Here is a 17,892-nt window from a genome sequence, read left to right on the forward strand (position 1 = left end):
ATTTAACAGTGATGGGGAATCAGGCAGATCATGATCTAAAAAATGCAAAGTGGATAGAGAGAATCTACCCACTTTGCATTTGAGTAATTTCAGCGCTAAGCTAAATTACTTGATGACGGAAGAGCCAGTTGCACAAGTTGTTGTGTTAGTAGCGGCTGCCAAAGCGGTTTTGGTCGGCGCGTCGCTTTCACAGAGTACTGCGGTCGTGTTAGTTTCGCTGGTGGTAGCATCAGTTTCTACAAACACAGTTCCACCATAGGAGCGGAGTGGATCTTTTCTGGAAGTTCCAGTGCTCAAGCTGGTGGTAGTAGTGCCACCGCCAGTTGCGTAGTCATAGTTTTCAGTTTGAGAAGCAATGGGCTTTGACAGTTGGGTCAAACCTGTTGCAAATGCGCTCTTCTCCAAGTAGAATGCTTGCTGAGTCCGAACCAGAGTACCAACGTAGGTTTTAGCTTCGGATTGCTTACCTTTGTTTGCTTGGTTCAAGAAAGAAGGAAGTGCAATTGCCGAGAGAATGCCGATGATGATAATAACAACGAGCAATTCAATCAGGGTGAAACCACCGTCTTTCTTTTTGGAGAGCAAGTGGGTCAAGAATTTTGCTTTGAGTTCGGATTTCATGAGAAAGGTTTCTCCTTTTAAGGTGCGGTTTGTTTGAACTTCTAACGCCTGAATCTAACTTGCCCAACAGTTTCAAGTTTCATATCACCTTGCAAAAAGATCTTCTGTTTCAATCTGGCGAGTCCAGCAATAGATATAAATAGGATTCAAGTTGCTGAATAATCTGTTGCAACTGTTCAATGGCGATTTCTACTGAAGTTGCTTCTAGCGTGACAGGATGAACGGGTCTAACTTTCAAATAGCGATCGAGCACGGCTGTAAAGGGCTGAGGGCTGTCCCAAAGTGGTAGTAATGCAGCAACGATCGCACCATCAATAAATAAGCTCTCTCCGTCGGGTACTGAGGCAGTCAGGTAGCGTGTGATTAAAAATGGAGCTTGTTGCTCGATGCATTGTTCTAAGCTTTCGCGAACTTCTGAAGTTTTGAGTTGGGGGTGAAGGTGAAGGGTCGATTCTTTCCAGTGAGTGATGTCCCATTCTGCGATCGGAAGTTTGGGTGTTGTTGAATTGGAATGACCACACCAGAAGTCTAATAATCGATGTCTTGCATGAAAAAGCTCATATAGATGAAGTTGTTGTTCAATAGAGCATCCCGGCAACCCCATTGCTAAGAAAGGGGGAAGATTATCTGGTTCTTGAAAAAGAGTGGTCAAATTCCATTGCTGCCAGTTCACCATGCTAATGAAGCCGAGATCAGCGCGCTGCAATCCATCAAATAAGTCTGGAATGGTGTAACCCTTGTCTTCTTGGAAAAGCAGATTCATTAACACCCATTCGTTCCGCCCGTCGCCCTCTGGGTTATGGCGAAGCGTTGTCTTGAGTGAAACCTCTGGTTTGAGAGCTTTTAGGGTTTCGAGTGCAATTTCAATCTCTAAATCTTCTGGGTTGTTTTCCATTAGCCCCATTAATTTAAATAGCTTTTGCGCTCGAAAGTACATAAACCGTTGAAGCTCGCTATGGAGATTGCTGCGAATGATGCCGCGTGGTTTCAGCACAGACTTCATTGCTCTGAGTCCATCTGCAATATCTGGAAATAAGTAGAGGACTTCATCACAGTTGATGTAATCAAATTCCATGCCAAGCTGGGGAAGTTCCTCAATCGAGAGGACATGAAATTCGGCGTTTTCAATGCCGTGATACGCGAGGCGCTTCCGGGCAAGCTCGATCGATTTCTCAGAGAGATCGACTCCAACAATCTTTGCTCCTGGATTTGCTAACGCTAGAGACAGGCATTTACTGCCACTTCCACATCCTGCATCTAAAATGCAAGCCGTTGAGGGATCGATCATCGTTCGATCTCTTCGATAGAATGCTGTCATTAGATTGTGAATAAACAGCAGATTTGCATTGCCTTGGGGCGAAGTTTCGATCGGGATGCGCGGATAAGGTTCAAATTCAAACTGCTGCCGAATCTTCTCAAGTTGGTCTGGGGATGCGGCGCTGCTCGTCATTGGTGGTTCTCCTAGGATGCGACTGAAGCTGAAAACTTCAACCAATATGCCTGCAAGATCTAGATGTACCTCCGTGCGTTTACGGTGAGCCTTGAAAGTTGGGAAAGTCGAAGGTGGGGAATCTGCGGGGTTTGGACGGTAAAATTGCAGTAGGTCAAGGCAGGAGACTGATCTCGATGACGGTTACTACTTATCGCTGGACGCTCGATCGCTATCATCAAGCCGTAGAAGCAGGCATTTTCGACGATCAGCCTGTGGAGCTGTTGAATGGAGAATTAGTGACGATGTCGCCAGAGGGATTGCCTCATGCAAGTTTGAGCAGTAGTGGAGCGAACTACATTAGAAAGCTGCTGGGAGAACGCGCCTTTATTCGAGAAGGCAAGCCGATCACAATTCCTGAAAGTGCGTCCGAACCCGAACCCGATATTGCGATCGTAGATGCGGATGAAGAGATTTATTTTCAGCATCATCCCTATCCAGAAAATATCTTTTGGGTGATTGAATACTCAAATTCAAGCTTGAATAAAGATACGGAATCCAAGCGGAAAATCTATGCAGCAGCCGAAATTCGAGAGTATTGGGTGGTGAACTTGAAGCAGATGGAATTGATTGTTTACCGCGATCCAGTCGAGGGTGATTATCGATCCGAGCAAAAATTGATTGCAGGCAAGATTCGACCATTGGCTTTTTTGGATGTAGAAATCGAGGTCGATCGCTTGATTCGGAGATCGGTCTAATATCTTTCACGCTAAATTTTGGGCAGATGCGATGCAGAATACTCGACTTAGTACGATCGTCAATACAACCGCCGCACAGCTAAATCAAACCTTTCAAAATCCTTGGCGACGGATTTCGCTGCTGTTGATTAGTTGGCTGTTGGGATTTTTTCTGGGAAGCGCAATCTCAACGACTGCAGGGCAGCAGGCTGAGTTGGATATTGTTGCAGCCGCTGTTATTGTGCTCGTGATAGAAGTGATTAGCTGGCTTGCTTATGGCGGGAGTGAACGGTATCGGCGATCGTTGATTGCGGATGTTCTGAATTCCCTAAAGATTGGGGTAATGTATAGCCTATTTCTCGAGGCATTTAAGCTGGGGAGTTAGAGGAAGAGGTTGCAGATGCTCGTTAGAATAACAAAGGGCTAGATGTGTCCTAGGAGAACTCATATAACAAGACTCTGGAGAGACTATGACGGAAAGTACAGAAATTAATTGTGCCGAGATGTGCCAAAACGGCTGCGTTTTAGGAGATAAATGTCCGAATCGCGAGTATACACAGCAAGCGAGTCAGTTTATTAGTGATACTCCGTTGGATAAGATGTTGGAAATTGCGGAAGAGGCAGTACGGAAAAAAGCGATGGAGCGGATGTCTGCGCCGCCGCAATGGGTTATTCCAGAAGAGTAGAACAAGATTGTTGTAAGGTGAGAACTCCGAGTTTTTCAAAAAACTCGGAGTTCTTGAGTTATACAGGAAGATTTTTTCGAGGATTGAATTGCTCGATTTGACGGAGCTTTTCGTAGAGTTCGCGTTCTTGATCGCTGAGTTCTTTGGGAATGACGATCGTGAGTTCAACGATCTGATCACCGCGATCGCCGTTCAAATCTGGATATCCTTTATTGGCTAAACGAAGTTTTTGACCAGAACGGACTCCTGGAGGAATATTCATTTTCACCAGTCCGTCTAAGGTTGGAACTTCCACAGGTGCGCCTAACACCGCCTCACTGGGCGTAATGGGAAGAAGGCAACTAATATCTGAGCCATCGATTTTGAAAAATGGATGGGGAAGCACTTCGATTTTGAGATACAGATCGCCGCCATTCACGCCTTGGTCACGCAGGCGGATTTTTTGACCGGTCACCATATGTTTGGGCATGTTGACTTCTAACGATCGACCATCTTCGAGTCGAATTCGCTCTCGTCCTCCGGCATAGGCTTTTTCGAGCGGAACTGTCAAACGCGCCTCTGCATCTCGTGGAGTTGGTTTTTTAACGGTATAGCTTTCTTTCACCGTACCCGGGCGGAATGGGTCGGGTTCTCTTCGGGGAGGTGGAGAAGCCGTACGAGGAGGTCGCTGAATGGGAATCTCCTCAAACATCGGTTCAGGGTTTGGCGTGCGCTGGCTCAAGACCTCATCAAAGAATTCATGGAAATCTTTCCATTTGCTGTAGCTCGATTCATTGCTCCGTCCTTTTTGACCGTTTTGGAAACCCCGCTGTTTCCAGAAGCCGCCAAACTCGTCGTACTTGGCGCGCTTTTGAGGGTCAGAAAGAACACCATACGCTTCGCTGAGGGCTTTAAATTTCTCTTCTGCTGTCTTGTTTCCGGGATTGAGATCAGGGTGATACTGGCGTGCTAAGCGACGGTAAGCACGTTTGATGTCTTCAGCAGGTGCGCTATTGTTAACGCCCAAAATCTCGTAATAGTTGCGGAAACTTTGCATAGAAAAGAACGGCTAGGAAAGCGGCTTAGGGAGTAGAGTGTAACACTGTTTTGAGAAATCAGAGCAGTCTGGTTCTCCTCTAGTTCTCTTTTACAGCCAGTCGTCTTCATCGTCCCAGTTATCTTGGCGATAATCAGGGCGGTTGGGACGTTTGCGCGGGGTATCGTCACGACGAGATTGACGATCGTTGTAATAATCGTCTTCGTAATCATCACGACGCGGCGGATTCGTTGGTTTGTCGTAATTCTCGCGTCGGGGCGGAGTTCCATAATCGTAATACTCAGAATCGCCAGAGCTTGGGCTACCGTAAGGATCTGGGTTACGACGCGGCGGCGGGGTGGATGTGCGATCGCTATAAGGATCTGGATTGCGGCGCGGTGGATTGTAATCGTCGGAGCCGCCATAAGGATCTGGTTTACGACGCGGTGGGTTGTAATCGTCAGACCCGCTGTAAGGATCTGGTTTACGGCGTGGCGGATTGTAATCAGAACCACTGCCATATGCGTCAGGATTACGACGGGGTGGAGTGGTGAAATCGGCATTGTTGCGCGGTGGATTTGCGCTGTACGGATCGCGATAATCGTCTCGGCGGGGATAGATTTCAGGTTCGCGCGACGGATTTAGGGCATAGCCGCTGCGTCCACCGCTCCAATAGTCATCTCGACGAGAAGAATCGTAGTAGTCGCGGCGATTGTCGTAGTAATAGTCGTCATCGTCTTCGAGGAAGAAGTCTTTGATCGATTGCAGAATGCCGCCTTCGCCTTCTTCGATTTTGTTTTGCTGGTAAATTTCGCGGTTGAGATCGTAGATGGCATCTTTGAGATCGGCTTCTGCAATATCGACTCCGCGATCGTCATTATTGGCGAGAGCTTGCCGTAGACGTTGCACTAGGGGTTCGATCCGGTTGCGATATGGCGTGACAAATTGATAGCCGAAATCGAGTGTGGCTTCTCGCAGTTGCCGCTCGGCTTGGAAAGTCATCGCCTCGGCGCGGTTGCGCTTTTCCACTTTTTGTTTGCGAAGTTCATCAACTTGGGCAAATTCTTCAGCGTTGCGGATCATTTGCTTGATCTCTTCATCGCTTAAAGTGGAAGCGCCTTGAATCGTGATGCTTTGTTCGCGTCCAGTGGTGCGATCCATCGCAGTCACTTGAAGAATTCCGTTGGCATCGATATCGAAAGCAACTTGAATTTGCGGTATCCCACGAGGTGCGGGGGGAATGCCCATGAGTTTAAAGCGACCCAGCGATTTGTTGCCGGATGCCATGTCGCGTTCACCCTGAAGCACGTGAACTTCAACGACCGTTTGATTGTCCTCAGAGGTCGAGAACGTATCCGATCGACGAGTCGGAATCGTTGTGCCACGGGGAATGAGTTTTTTCATAATTCCGCCGATCGTTTCTAAACCAACCGAGAGCGGAGTGACATCTAAGAGCAGGATATCTTTTAATTCGCCTGCGAGAATTCCAGCTTGAATTGCTGCGCCAACTGCAACGACTTCATCGGGGTTGACGTTTTGATTCGGTTCGAGGTTAATCAGCGATCGTACAACTTCTTGAACCATCGGCATTCGCGTTGCGCCACCGACCAGCACGACTTCATCAATGTCGCGAGGAGACAGTCCTGCGTCGCGGAAGGCATTGCGGAGCGGTTCTCTCAGACGAGAGAGCAGATCGCCGCAGAGGCTTTCAAATTGCGATCGCGTTAAGCGAGTTTCTAAGTGTTTGGGTCCGTTTTGATCGGCTGCAATGAAGGGGAGGTTGATTTCTGTGACGCCTACACCCGAAAGCTCGATTTTTGCTTTTTCGGCTGCTTCAGTCAGACGCTGCAAGGATTGACGTTCTTTACGGAGATCGATGCCTTCTTGTTCTAAAAATTGTTCGGCGAGCCAATCGACGATCTTTTTGTCGAACTCGCCACCGCCGAGTTCCGTGTCGCCACTGGTCGATTTGACTTCAAATACGCCATCGCCCACGTCGAGAATCGATACGTCAAACGTTCCGCCGCCGAGGTCAAAGACGAGAATCGTTTCACTTTGAACGCGATCGAGACCGTAAGCGAGAGAAGCAGCGGTCGGTTCGTTGAGAATTCGTTTGACTTCTAAGCCTGCAATTCTTCCGGCATCGCGGGTCGCTTGACGTTGGGAGTCGTTGAAATAGGCGGGAACGGTGATGACTGCGCCGGTGACTTTTTCGCCCAAGTAGCGCCCTGCTTCGTCGGCAAGTTTTTTGAGGATTTGGGCAGAGATTTCTTCAGGGGCGAAATCGCGCTCAAGTCTGGGGCATTTCAGTTTGATATTGCCCGATTCGTCTTTGCGAATGGTGTAGGGAACTCGTTTGGATTCGGGGTTGAGTTCGGCATATCTTCGTCCCATAAAGCGTTTGACCCCAAAAAAGGTGTTTTGGGGGTCGAGAACGGCTTGGCGACGGGCAAGTTGACCGACGAGGCGTTCCCCTTCTTTGCTGACACCCACAACGGAGGGGGTGGTTCGCATTCCTTCGGCGTTGGCAATGACGACGGGTTTTCCGCCTTCCATGACTGCCACGACTGAATTAGTTGTACCGAGGTCAATTCCAACGACTCTACCCATTCGTTTCTCTAACCTTTCACTGCAAAAGAAGGTTTGCTGGATTTATTCTATCTTGCTACTCATCCATCGGGGTTTCCGGCTGATGATGAGATGCAGTGCGATCGCAGCTTGATTATTTTAGTGAAGTTTGCAGGAATTATCTTAAGAAGCGTGAAAGTAGTGTGATATGAAATGGATTTTGGTGTTAGTCAGTTCCCTAACAATCGGTGGCGCAATTGCCGATATGACTCCAGTACGGGCGGATTGGAGAGAGACGGCAGAGATTGTGCTGTCTGAGCCGCAGCCGAGTTTGATGCGAGTGGTCGTGCGGACGAAAGCGCGCCGGGTTTATGTCTATGAGGGAAATGTGATTACTGCGAGTTTTGCGATCGCGGTTGGCAAAAAAGGATGGGAGACTCCGCCCGGACAGTATCAGGTGTTTTCTAAGGAAGTGAATCCGGTTTTTAAGAACTTTAAGACGGGAAATGTGATTCGGCCGGGTGCGGACAATCCATTAGGTGTGAGATGGATTGGGTTTTGGACGGATGGCAAGACGCAGCTAGGATTTCATGGAACGAATCAGCCTGAGTTGATTGGACAGGCAGTGTCGCATGGATGTATTCGGATGAAGAATAAAGATGTGGTTGCGCTGTTTGAGAAAGTGTCGATCGGGACTCCGGTGATTGTCGAGCCTTGAGATCTGTAAAAAACCGGATTCGCTAAATGTGAGGCAGCGAATCCGGTTAAAGATAAAACGAGTATTTTTAGGCTGAAATTGGCAGGACTTCAATCTCTCGTTGAGGAGCGATCGGGTTAATTTCAGGCTGTGTGGGTTCAATTGCCGGGGCGAAATGTTCATCGATGAGCGTCGCCACATCTTTGGGATTGAGTTTGGTGTAGCGGGTTTTGTCGAGTACGACGGGGACTTTGCCGCAGGCTTTCATGCAGCCCGTCCCTTTGAGGGTGACTTGATCTTCGAGACCTCGATCGCTTAAAGCTTGCTCGATCGCGCCGCAGATCGCTTTGCCGCCTCGTTTCATACAGCTTGATTTCTGGCAGACGAGAATCGATTGTTTTTTGGGTTTGGGGCTTGAGGCTTGAGGAGCCGGAAGTTCGAGTTGAGCGACCGAGTTTACAGGTTTGATCCAATAGGCTTTGAACTTGAAGGCGTTTTCGGAGCGATCGTATTTTTGCCAGCCGCCGACTTGAATTTGATCACCGGGTAAGAGCGTTTGACCGAGGGTTGCTCGGGCAAGTTTAGTCATTTTGATGGAATATTCACCATTTTCAGTGGCAAGGTTGAGGCGCTTGATTTTGTAGCCATCTTTGAAGACGTAGCCGAGAAACTTACCCGAAAAGCAAAATTCTGTCGATCGCTGGTCTTGAGTCATGGTTTTACGGAGAATGCGTCCTAGGTTATTGCTAATAATATGCAATAGCTCCTGAAATCAAACATACCCGAATTGCATATTATTTGCAAATACTTCTCATTAAAAATGGATTAAGCGAGCGAGAAAGATTTAGTGCTTGCCGAGAATGCTGCCGTTGAGACTAAGCGTGTAGGTGAGTGATTTCTGGTTGTTTGTCACAGTGACTTTCCAGCCATTCATCGATTTTGTGGGCAGGCAGGGTGTGTTTGGGGGATCGGTCGGAGAGCGGAAACAGTTGAAAGTAGGAGCAACTTGCGTGATTTTGAGGCTTGCAATAGGTCGCTGCAAGTCTTTCTGAGCAGTGCTGAACACTTTGTGAGCGATCGCTGTGGGTAATTCATCGGTGCGAGTAGGCAAACCTGCGATCGCTTCAGTCCTGCGAAATTTTGCATTATTGCTAATGCGATAAATTTGCTGTTGATTTTTTTGACCTGTGACGGTCACGCGATATCCTTTGAGATCTTGACGCACACAGGTTTCTGCTAAATCTCCTAGACCGAGGCAGCTATCTGAAAAAGTTTGGAGATCAATGTTTGTAATCAACACGACAGAGGGTGAAAGTTGAAAGTGATTGCCTGCAATGCGCTTGATCTCATCCCGCACGTTAGCGGGTAAGCGTTGTTCAACTCCTGACGTGCGTTCGATGAGTTGCAGATCTTGTGCAGTTTCGCCCCGAAACACCCATCGAGCGTTTTGTCGTAGCATCGTGATTTTCCAGCCTTGGTGTAAGACTGGATCACAGGCAAAGGGAGCCGAAACATTTTCACAACCACTTGTCCAAGTCACTTTCTCTGAAAGAATTTGAGGTAGGTGTTTTGCTGGATAGTCCCACTGCGCGATCGCGCGGTTTAAGGCTGTAGTCCTCATCTCAGCAGGAGCAATTTCTTGAGCCGGTTTTCCAACGGGATGGGTGGGTTGTCCATTTCGAGACATTAAGACTCTGAACCTACCTTCTTGAGTTGTGAGATAAACGAGCGTTTGACGCTGATCTGCGATCGTCACCTTCCAATAGGGCACAGGATTGTACATCCAGATTTCTCGTCCGACTCGCTCAATCCTGGCTTTTGCAGTTTGATCGAGTTTCTCTTTCGCGATCGCATCTTGGCGAACTTGTTCGGCGATCGTCTTCGGGTCGGGTGAATTGAATGATGAATCGATGATGGGTGCTGATGCCACTGTGGAGTGCATCGCAACGCCAGAACTCGTCAGCATGAGACACCCAAGCAGCGTTGAATTGACAAGATGTTGCAGCATAAGCATTGAGAAGCGTAAGATATCGCTTAGCTTAGTCACTCAACGCTGCTGTTCAGAACGAGATTACCAATTTTGAAACGCAAACGGGTTGAGTTAAACGATCATTCCAGACGCATTTTTGCTCGGTTCTAGCGGGAGAAAGAGCGTGTAAATTTCGCCTTGTTCGGGTCGTTCTCGAACGATCAGCTTTCCGCCTAATGCCTGAAAAATATTCTTAGTTACATTGAGATTGAGACTGAGACTTCCGGTTTCAGGCTGGAAGACAAGAACTTGACCGAGAGATTTGAGCAGTGGCATCTGGTGCGCGTCATGGGGGAGATCATCTTTTTGCGCCTGAAGTTGAAGTTTGAGTTGATGTCCTGCGAGCGAAACTTCGACTTGAATTGAACTGCCTGCGGGCAGACTACGTGCCGATCGCTCAATCAGACTCGATAATGCTTGATCGAGCATCGTCGGATCGCTCATGACCGATGGAATGTGCTGCGGCAAGATGACATCCAGTGTGAGGTTGCGCTGGTTTGCCTGTTTTTGCCAGCGTGGAATGCTCTGCTCTAAGACTTCTTCGAGAGAAGTTGTGGCGAGCGAGGAGACTTTTGTAGCTGAGGTTTCAAGCTCGACGGCGCGAAAGATTAAGCCAAAGCGATCAATCTGTTCACTGCATTCGCGATCGATCATTTCAAGCCGTTTGACGGCATCCGCTGGCAGATCGCGGCGTTTGAGCAGGAGGCGAGTTAGCGTCCGGATTGTTGTCAGAGGCGTGCGGACTTCATGCGCGATCGCTTGCAGCAGTTCTACATCCGCGCTTTTTAGGACATCAGCAGTCGGCGTTTGTAAGGGTCTAGGATCGCGAATGGTACGTTTCTCAGATTCAGCGATCGGGTCAGGCAGATGACTGAGCAACGCATGGCTGAATTGAGTAATCAGTTTGTAGTTAGGTGCGATCGGGGGGAAGGTTGCGTAAAGACGATCGAGCTTTTGCAAATGTCCAGGATTCATCAAGACAACACGCAGGCGCAGAACTTGCCAAGCTTTAGTGATCTCTTCGGGGTCGAATGAGAAGAAAAAGGCAGGATTTTTGGCACGGTCTTCGCCGAGCACCATGAGAAGACTGAATTTTGAGGTCAGGGCAAGGCAGAAGGCTTCGGCGGCAAGTGCATCGCCGGGAAAAAGACCGAGGGTATTGGTTTCACACTCTGAAGTTTCACCATTTGCAGAGGGAAGCTGGAAGGAAAACCCTGAAAATAGAGCGTTCGGGGTGAAGGAGTAGGTGGTGATATTGGGAAAGCTTTCTGGCTGGCTGAGAATTGGTAGAGGGGCGGAGAAGAGTACGCCTTCAGTAGATGAGAGAAGGGATTCTAGAGCCGCGATCGCGCTAAACCATTCGCGCTCTGCTTTGATTTGTCGCAGGGCTGCACTGGGAGGGTGAGACGATTCTGGAACTTCACGAGACAGAAGTTCGCTTAACGTTGGGAAGATCCACTCAGACATATCACGACTGTTGACGGCGACTTATTTAGAGAGTATCGGTTTTTCGGACTTAGGGTAGATCGTAGAACCGAACCTAAATGGACGCAATTGCCGCTGAGGAAGTGGGAAGACTCCTTTATTCCTCGCTCCCTCCTCTCTACGAATCCAATAGAATTGACTTATAGATACCCTTCGCGCGTGCAGATTGCTCATGGATTGGCAGGAAATTTCGGGGAATTGGGTTTTGATTCCGGATCGTCCGATCGCGATCGTTCATTTTTTGGGTGGGGCGTTTGTGGCGACGGCTCCGCAGTTAACGTATCGGCGATTGTTAGAGTTTTTAGGCGAGCAGGGATACTTGGTCGTGGCAACTCCGTTTGTGAATACGTTTGATCATACGGAGATCGCAAAGTCAGTTTTGGTCAGTTTTGAACGGGCAATGGAAACGGTGCGATCGCGCGTCTCAGTGCGATATTTACCCATTTATGGGATTGGGCACAGTATGGGGTGCAAGTTGCATCTGTTGATTGGCAGTCTGTTTGCGGTAGAACGAGCAGGGAATGTGTTGATTTCGTTTAATAACTATGCGGCACGGGATGCGGTGCCCTTGGTTGAGCAGTTTTCACAGTTTTTCAAGCCGCAAGGAGTAGCGGTCGAGTTTACCCCGTCGCCTGTCGAGACGAATGCACTAATTCGCGATCGCTACGCAGTTCGACGAAATTTGTTGATTAAGTTTGCGGATGATTCGATCGATCAATCGTTGGGGTTGGCGCAGTTGTTAGAAGAGAGTTTTCCAGGCATGATTGCGACACGGCGGTTGAAAGGGACGCATGTGACCCCGCTCGGACCGGATGTCAAGTGGCAGGTTGGGGGATCATTTACGCCAATTGATGCGATCGGGCAGTGGATGAGACAAGAGGTATATCGAGAGTTACGACAGTTAGAGCAGGTGGTTTTACAGTGGCTTGATCCCGTCGGCAGAATTAGAAGATAGAGTGTGAGGAGTGAGACGTGGAACTAAGACTTGAGTTGAGATGGGATGCCCGTCTGGACTAAGCGGATTGCCTGAGATTGGCGGAAAGATGCGATCGAGACTAAAGAGTTTGAGTCGGGATCCCAGAGAATGAACTTTGCACAGGTAAACATCCTATCGATGGTTAGCGTTTTGACCTTGGAGAGCAGATGGATGTTTTGATTGTGGCAGGCTTCTAAATGATAGTTTGGGATCCGCTCGGAAAGATGATGGATGTTGTGGTAACCAATATTGGCTGTGAACCATTTGAGAATGGGGTGAAGTTGTAAGTAGCTACTGCCTTCGATCGCTCCAGTAATATAGTTCCAGCCTTCTGTCTTATGCGCATAGGAGCCTTCAAAGATGTGCTGCATGAAGAAAATCCAGATAAAAATCATCGCCGATAAGGTGAGAACACTGGAGTAGATACTAAAAAAGAAGCTTGCTCCGAGTAGAGAGCTAAGCATGATCCAACTGCTGATCACACAAACATTGTTTAGCAAGAGATCCCAGAATTCGGTAGATGACTTCCAATGCTTTGATTGATGAGTTGAGAGAATCTCTGATAGATGGATGCGCGGATTTGTGCTTAAGCAGGTAGCAGCATGGACAATAAAGCCGTAGATTCCGGCGATTAGGGATAGGCGAGGTTGGAGAGCCAGGTAGAAGAAACCGCCGGGCAAAGCCATGAGGGGATGGCGAAGAATTTCGTAAGTCTTTTGCTGTGATGGCGTGAGTTGGGCGAATTCGGTGGTAGAGAGGAAGTCTGCTACGCCACGGTAGCGTTCCCAATCGCCATTGGTTTTGTGATGGTAGGCATGATCTCTTGACCAGGCATATTGCGGGATCGCATTGATGATCCCCAGCAGGAATCCGACAATGCGGTTGATTTGTTTCGATCGAAACAGTGAGTAATGTCCGCAGTCGTGCATCAAAGAGAAGCAGCGCAGCGAAAATAGCGTCATCAGGATGATGAGTGGTGGAAGAAGCCAGACGGAAATGGCAGCAGCTTTGACCGTGAGAAACCACAGCAGGCAATAAGGAACAACGGTGTTGAGAATCTGGAAGGTTGCTCGCCAGTCGTTGCTTTTCATGTACGGGGTCAGCACAAATTCAGACTTTTCGATCACGGTTTCCATTCGGCACAATACTCTTGTAAAGATAAGCAGATCGTCTTTGCCACGATCGCAGAGGCTAGACAATGCGATCGCGCAAGCTCAAGACTGGAAAAATTCGTCAATTGAGACTGAATCGACACGATTCACTCACGATTCAATCTGTGTATATGTCCAAAGCATTGTAATGCCAATAATTGACCAATATTGAGATATCTCCCTATAGATTTAATCTAATTTTGTTGTAGAGGAAATTTTGAAATATGCAAGCGTCCAGGGTTTAAGAGGTACTAGAGCTGAAGACTGCTCGATTGACTTTCTGTTCCAATTAGCGTTGAAGAAGAGAGACGATTGCAACTCAGTTGCCGTAATTGAGAGGAGTGAAGCTGTTGTCCAACCTGGACGTGATGGGCTTTCTTGTTTTGTCAGAACGCTTTGTTGCTTCCGATGTCGCAACTCTGGGCGATTTGATAGCCTAACTTTTTAGACGTTGAGATAGGCTGCATTGTCTTGAATTGTCCGAATCATTTCAGAATCAGAAGTAACTCAACATGGAAAAGCTCACGATCTCGAATCTAGATGGTTATTATTTGCCGATCGCGCCTTGGACAGGACGACTAATTTTGCCGCAAGCTGAGCAACGACGGCAGGATGGCGGAGTGTTTATTGAGATTCAAAATGCTCCCGTAAGTCAGGCTTACCTGAAAGGTCAACAAGTTTGGTTGACGTGGCATGAAGATTCGATTCATCAGCCTTGGCTTGCTAAAGCAACGCGTGATCTGCGATTTGATCAAATTACGCGCGATAGTCAAGCGAAAGGCAATATACATCCAGTTCGATTAGATGGATGGCAGCGGGTGAGTCCTTTGGAGTCGCTGGCTGGAGCAAGGACAGAAGATGAGATGCAGGTAGAACTAGATGTCGTTTCTGTCGATCGAGAAGCAGAAAGTTGGATTATTCGGATCAATGATGAACCGATTCAGATTGAGGGGATCGCACGCGGGTTTGTGCAGTTTGTTGCGCCTGTGGGTGGGAAAGACTATCGGGTGCGACATTACGATCGTACGAGTCGTCGGTTTGAAGGTGCGGAAGAGATTGTGAGTTTGCCTGCATCCGGGACTCTGAATCCGAAGTTTAATTTGGAGCAAAGCTCGATCGTGAATATTGAGAAGTTGCCTCTGAATGCAAATGGCTGGTACATCTATGGTGCAAGAGGTCGTGATGGAAAGTTTATGGTGCAGGCATTAGAACCTGCTGAGATTCTGCGATTGCCACCAGAGCAGATGGTGATTGGACGGGAGGAAACACAGAACTATGTCGATCGAGACAAGTGGAAGCAGATGCCACTATATCAAGTGAATTCGACGCTAGTAGACAATAATGGACAGGTCGTTCCACCGGCTCAGAGAACAGTGAGTTTACTTGAGCGGCGAACGAGAGAGTTATGGCAGCGTGGGGATGAAGCTTTGGTGCTGCATACGTTTGGGTGGCGAGGAGGGGCGCGGGCGAATAAGATACCGATCGTGACAGGGCACTTCTCGTTTGGGTTTGCGAAGCTGCTGCCGGATGAGTTTACTGGGGCGTTGCGGTTTCGGTTAATTTATCGACAGGTTTATGCACATAGTCCATTGTCGATCGTGTCTGGAGCACAGAGTTGGCATTGTTATATGGGCAGTTTGCAGCGGGGTTGGATGTATACGATTCCGGTGTCGGATGTGTTGGTGAGAATGCCGGAATTGGTTGCGTACAAGATGGGAAGTTACACGTTTAATCCGTTGAATTTGATTAAGCGAGAGTTAGCTTACATGGAGGCAAGATATCGATCGGGAGATGGAAACGGAGCTTCGGTTGTGACTCCTTCGACTTCTTGTGTGCGAGATTCTAATCAGGCGTTGTTTGGTGCAATTCGCAAGTTTCGCGATCAGGTCGTTAATGATCCGACGGTAAGTGCTTGGCTCGTTGCCAATCCGAATGACTATCATGCGCGGCGGTTTGCAGGGTTGCGATCGCTCTTAGAACGGGTTGAAAACAATGTGCTATTTCCAATGGGATATGTGCCTCGGAGTTGGCGGGGTGAGAATGATCGAGTGGCAGTGCAAGATCGCGATCGCTTTAATGGGCTGGGGAATGTATTGGAAGCGTTGAGGACTTGGCGGACGATGTTACCTCGCCGGGCTGAGCGATCGTTGTTAGCGGTGTTTCGAGAGCATGGGGCAACGATGATTGATTATCAGTCAGCAATGCTAGGAGGAGAAGTACCGGGGATTGTGCCATTGCCGCCGGGAGTTATTTTGTAGAAAGTTTGGGTGTTCTTGTGGTTTGGCATGTTACTGCCTACGCCAGATGAAAGACCTGTTATTGCAACATAGAGTAGTAAGCCTCTCTCATCAGTGAGAGCAAAGTTGCAAGCAGCGTACCAGTAACATTGGCAGTCGTATGAATCATCATCAACACTCCCTCTCTCAAGCCCGGAACGAGATTTTACAACAACTCGAAGAATGGCTCGATATTCCAATGTTAGTCCTGAGCTTTGTTTGGCTAGCCTTGTTTGTTGTAGAACTTATTGTGGGACTGAATCCATTCCTAGATGTCGCGGGGACTACGATTTGGTTGCTCTTTATCTTCAATTTTCTATTAGAGTTTGCGATCGCACCGTATAAGCGCGTCTATCTTCGACAGAATTGGTTAACCGTCTGCTCACTCGCATTGCCAGCACTACGAATTTTGCGAGTCTTTCGAGTAGTACGAGCAGCGCGGGGAATCCGATTGCTAGGCATTATGACACGTACTAATCGCGGCATGAAATCACTGAGTACTAGCTTTCAACGACGCGGATTTGGTTATGTTATTGCTTCAACCGCGATCGTAATCTTAGTAGGTGCTGCGGGAATGTACGCATTTGAGCGAGAAGTGCCAAATGGATTACAGAATTACGGAACTGCCTTGTGGTGGACGGCAATGCTCTTAACGACCATGGGATCAGATTACTTTCCGCGATCGCCAGAAGGACGAATTCTGTGCTTTGTCCTAGCAGTCTATGGTTTTGCAGTATTTGGATATGTCACAGCTACGATCGCAACTTTTTTTGTCGATCGAGATGCTGAAGATGATGCCGCCGAGATTGCCGGGACAAAATCAATTCAAGCTTTACACGTGGAGATTGCAGCGCTACGAACCGAGATCCAATCCTTAGCGAGTCATTTAACTGCACCATCTGCACCATCAGAATCAGAAAACCTTTAGATGCTTGCAATGCAGATAAATTGAGCAATCCATCTCACTCGGGCTTGGGAAGAAGTCAGCAAAACTGGATGTCGAGGGTTCAAAAAATGAGGAACTTGTGCAAACGATTTATTATTCATCCTCACGAGTTCCTCAACTTGCTGGATTAAAGTGAACTCTGTAGAAGCTCGATGAAAAGAAGTGTTTCGAGGAATCTGATCTGTGCTTGAAGAAGTTCAAAAATCGTGACGATTTGTCGTTTTGTTGGCTCTCCTCACTCAAGCTGCGACTTATGCCTCGATCCCGATTGGTGACTTATTTTTCTCGATTCGTTAAACTAGAACAAGAAGGGGCTGTATATACAATGACTCATTTTTACCCTACTATCCAAGCAGAAGCTCGATTTGTATCGCAACTTCCTACCCCGGTTGATTCTACCGCAGTTGCAGGGAGCTTTTTCTTAGTATTTTTCATATTTTTCTTAATTGCGAGTGTTGTCCATCGTCGGGATCAGCGTGAAGTAGAACAGCTAGAAGCCGATCGAGAATTTCTAGAACGTATTTGGCAGATCAACTCTAACCTAGAGCGCTAACAGCTAGGTCAGGCAAAATGGGGGAAATAAGCGACCCAATCGACAAAATTTCGAGGATGAAAAAATGCTTGCACCGCCCAAGCCATAGCATCTTCACAAGTTCCTCAAGTTTGCCATCTAGTCTGAATAGTGTGCGCAAATTCTAAAAGTAGCGCCTCAAGCTTCAGACGGAGCTTTGTTGATTACACGAGGATAATTACGATGATAGATATTGATGAAATGAATTCAAAAGACATTTTTGAACTTTTAGAAAAAGTCGGATATGGTCATTTAGGCTGTATTCATGAAGGAAGACCCTACGTTCTTCCGATGCAGTATTATCTCAAAGACTCAGCGATTTACCTGTTTACAACCGAAGGTATGAAGACGCATGATCTAGATGCAAATCCTGCGCTATGTTTGCAGGTTGAAGAAGTTCAGGATCTAGAACATTGGCGAAGTGCGATCGTCACAGGTGAAGCGGAGCGTCTGACAGAGCAATCCGATATCGATCAGGTTATGCATCTCGCCAAGACACGGAATTCTAGCCTATCGCCTGCAATCAATCGCACTTGGATCGATGCTCAAGGTAGGGCTGAAGCCATTAAGGTCTATCGGGTTCAGCCGACCGAAATGACGGGACGGATGACGAGCAGAGAGGCGGATTCGTAATCCTCACCATTTTCAAATTTCTAGTGCACTTTAGTGGACTAGGATCGTATCGCCTCACCTCTCATTTGGAAA

At 47.9% G+C, this 17,892-nt stretch carries 18 protein-coding genes; 9 read left to right on the forward strand and 9 right to left on the reverse strand.

Annotated elements, in window-relative coordinates:
* Window positions 1-105: 105 nt before the first annotated feature.
* A complete protein-coding gene (locus tag OU814_RS05155) occupies window positions 106-621 on the reverse strand; it encodes a type IV pilin-like G/H family protein (RefSeq protein WP_268181070.1) in 516 nt (171 codons plus the stop codon).
* Between the two features lie 109 nt (window positions 622-730).
* On the reverse strand, window positions 731-2,071 hold the full coding sequence (locus tag OU814_RS05160; RefSeq protein ID WP_268181072.1) for a class I SAM-dependent methyltransferase: 1,341 nt from the start codon (window positions 2,069-2,071) through the stop codon (window positions 731-733).
* Window positions 2,072-2,247: 176 nt separating this feature from the next.
* On the opposite strand from OU814_RS05160, the gene OU814_RS05165 reads away from it, so the two are divergent.
* From OU814_RS05165 to OU814_RS05175, 3 genes are all read left to right on the forward strand, one after another.
* Window positions 2,248-2,808, forward strand: coding sequence for a Uma2 family endonuclease (locus OU814_RS05165; RefSeq protein ID WP_268181074.1), 561 nt, complete (start codon window positions 2,248-2,250; stop codon window positions 2,806-2,808).
* Window positions 2,809-2,839: 31 nt separating this feature from the next.
* A complete protein-coding gene (locus OU814_RS05170; RefSeq protein ID WP_017290060.1) occupies window positions 2,840-3,172 on the forward strand; it encodes a DUF565 domain-containing protein in 333 nt (110 codons plus the stop codon).
* Between the two features lie 85 nt (window positions 3,173-3,257).
* Entirely contained in the window at window positions 3,258-3,473 is a 216-nt protein-coding gene (locus OU814_RS05175) for a hypothetical protein (protein ID WP_017290059.1), read from the forward strand.
* Between the two features lie 58 nt (window positions 3,474-3,531).
* Here the strand turns inward: OU814_RS05175 and OU814_RS05180 are convergent, their stop codons facing one another.
* Together OU814_RS05180 and dnaK are read right to left on the reverse strand one after the other, a co-directional pair.
* Window positions 3,532-4,509 carry a DnaJ C-terminal domain-containing protein gene (locus OU814_RS05180; protein ID WP_017290058.1) on the reverse strand — a complete coding sequence of 326 codons (978 nt, stop codon included), beginning with the start codon at window positions 4,507-4,509 and terminating at the stop codon, window positions 3,532-3,534.
* Between the two features lie 90 nt (window positions 4,510-4,599).
* Complete coding sequence (gene dnaK, locus OU814_RS05185) at window positions 4,600-7,098, reverse strand: molecular chaperone DnaK (RefSeq protein ID WP_017290057.1); 2,499 nt, start codon at window positions 7,096-7,098, stop codon at window positions 4,600-4,602.
* Window positions 7,099-7,264: 166 nt separating this feature from the next.
* On the opposite strand from dnaK, the gene OU814_RS05190 reads away from it, so the two are divergent.
* Window positions 7,265-7,774 carry a L,D-transpeptidase gene (locus tag OU814_RS05190; protein WP_017290056.1) on the forward strand — a complete coding sequence of 170 codons (510 nt, stop codon included), beginning with the start codon at window positions 7,265-7,267 and terminating at the stop codon, window positions 7,772-7,774.
* A gap of 67 nt (window positions 7,775-7,841) precedes the next feature.
* Here OU814_RS05190 and OU814_RS05195 read toward each other — a convergent pair whose 3' ends face one another.
* The 3 genes from OU814_RS05195 to OU814_RS05205 form a co-directional block, all read right to left on the reverse strand.
* Window positions 7,842-8,468 carry a (2Fe-2S) ferredoxin domain-containing protein gene (locus tag OU814_RS05195; protein ID WP_017290055.1) on the reverse strand — a complete coding sequence of 209 codons (627 nt, stop codon included), beginning with the start codon at window positions 8,466-8,468 and terminating at the stop codon, window positions 7,842-7,844.
* Window positions 8,469-8,597: 129 nt separating this feature from the next.
* Window positions 8,598-9,761, reverse strand: coding sequence for a hypothetical protein (locus tag OU814_RS05200; protein WP_268181077.1), 1,164 nt, complete (start codon window positions 9,759-9,761; stop codon window positions 8,598-8,600).
* A 93-nt stretch (window positions 9,762-9,854) separates the two neighbouring features.
* Window positions 9,855-11,249: a sensor histidine kinase gene (locus tag OU814_RS05205; protein ID WP_268181079.1), complete on the reverse strand. Its 1,395-nt coding sequence runs from the start codon at window positions 11,247-11,249 to the stop codon at window positions 9,855-9,857.
* Window positions 11,250-11,439: 190 nt separating this feature from the next.
* On the opposite strand from OU814_RS05205, the gene OU814_RS05210 reads away from it, so the two are divergent.
* A complete protein-coding gene (locus tag OU814_RS05210; RefSeq protein WP_268181081.1) occupies window positions 11,440-12,222 on the forward strand; it encodes a DUF1350 family protein in 783 nt (260 codons plus the stop codon).
* 23 nt (window positions 12,223-12,245) lie between these two features.
* Here OU814_RS05210 and OU814_RS05215 read toward each other — a convergent pair whose 3' ends face one another.
* Together OU814_RS05215 and OU814_RS05220 are read right to left on the reverse strand one after the other, a co-directional pair.
* Window positions 12,246-13,379, reverse strand: coding sequence for a fatty acid desaturase (locus OU814_RS05215; RefSeq protein ID WP_268181083.1), 1,134 nt, complete (start codon window positions 13,377-13,379; stop codon window positions 12,246-12,248).
* Window positions 13,367-13,498: a hypothetical protein gene (locus OU814_RS05220; RefSeq protein WP_268181085.1), complete on the reverse strand. Its 132-nt coding sequence runs from the start codon at window positions 13,496-13,498 to the stop codon at window positions 13,367-13,369. Before OU814_RS05220 ends, OU814_RS05215 begins: the two co-directional genes overlap by 13 nt.
* A 408-nt stretch (window positions 13,499-13,906) precedes the next feature.
* On the opposite strand from OU814_RS05220, the gene OU814_RS05225 reads away from it, so the two are divergent.
* The 4 genes from OU814_RS05225 to OU814_RS05240 all read left to right on the forward strand — a co-directional run bounded on the left by OU814_RS05225 (window position 13,907) and on the right by OU814_RS05240 (window position 17,820).
* Window positions 13,907-15,652, forward strand: coding sequence for a hypothetical protein (locus OU814_RS05225; RefSeq protein WP_268181087.1), 1,746 nt, complete (start codon window positions 13,907-13,909; stop codon window positions 15,650-15,652).
* 139 nt (window positions 15,653-15,791) lie between these two features.
* The gene (locus OU814_RS05230; protein ID WP_017290048.1) at window positions 15,792-16,598 is read left to right on the forward strand and encodes a potassium channel family protein; all 807 of its coding nucleotides are present in this window, start codon (window positions 15,792-15,794) and stop codon (window positions 16,596-16,598) included.
* A 271-nt stretch (window positions 16,599-16,869) separates the two neighbouring features.
* Window positions 16,870-17,169, forward strand: coding sequence for a hypothetical protein (locus OU814_RS05235; RefSeq protein ID WP_268181090.1), 300 nt, complete (start codon window positions 16,870-16,872; stop codon window positions 17,167-17,169).
* Window positions 17,170-17,370: 201 nt separating this feature from the next.
* Window positions 17,371-17,820 carry a pyridoxamine 5'-phosphate oxidase family protein gene (locus OU814_RS05240; RefSeq protein WP_190653080.1) on the forward strand — a complete coding sequence of 150 codons (450 nt, stop codon included), beginning with the start codon at window positions 17,371-17,373 and terminating at the stop codon, window positions 17,818-17,820.
* The last annotated feature ends 72 nt before the right edge of the window (window positions 17,821-17,892 follow it).

Origin of the sequence: Leptolyngbya sp. GGD (assembly GCF_026735145.1) — a bacterium.
In the GTDB taxonomy this organism is placed as follows: domain Bacteria; phylum Cyanobacteriota; class Cyanobacteriia; order Leptolyngbyales; family Leptolyngbyaceae; genus Leptolyngbya; species Leptolyngbya boryana.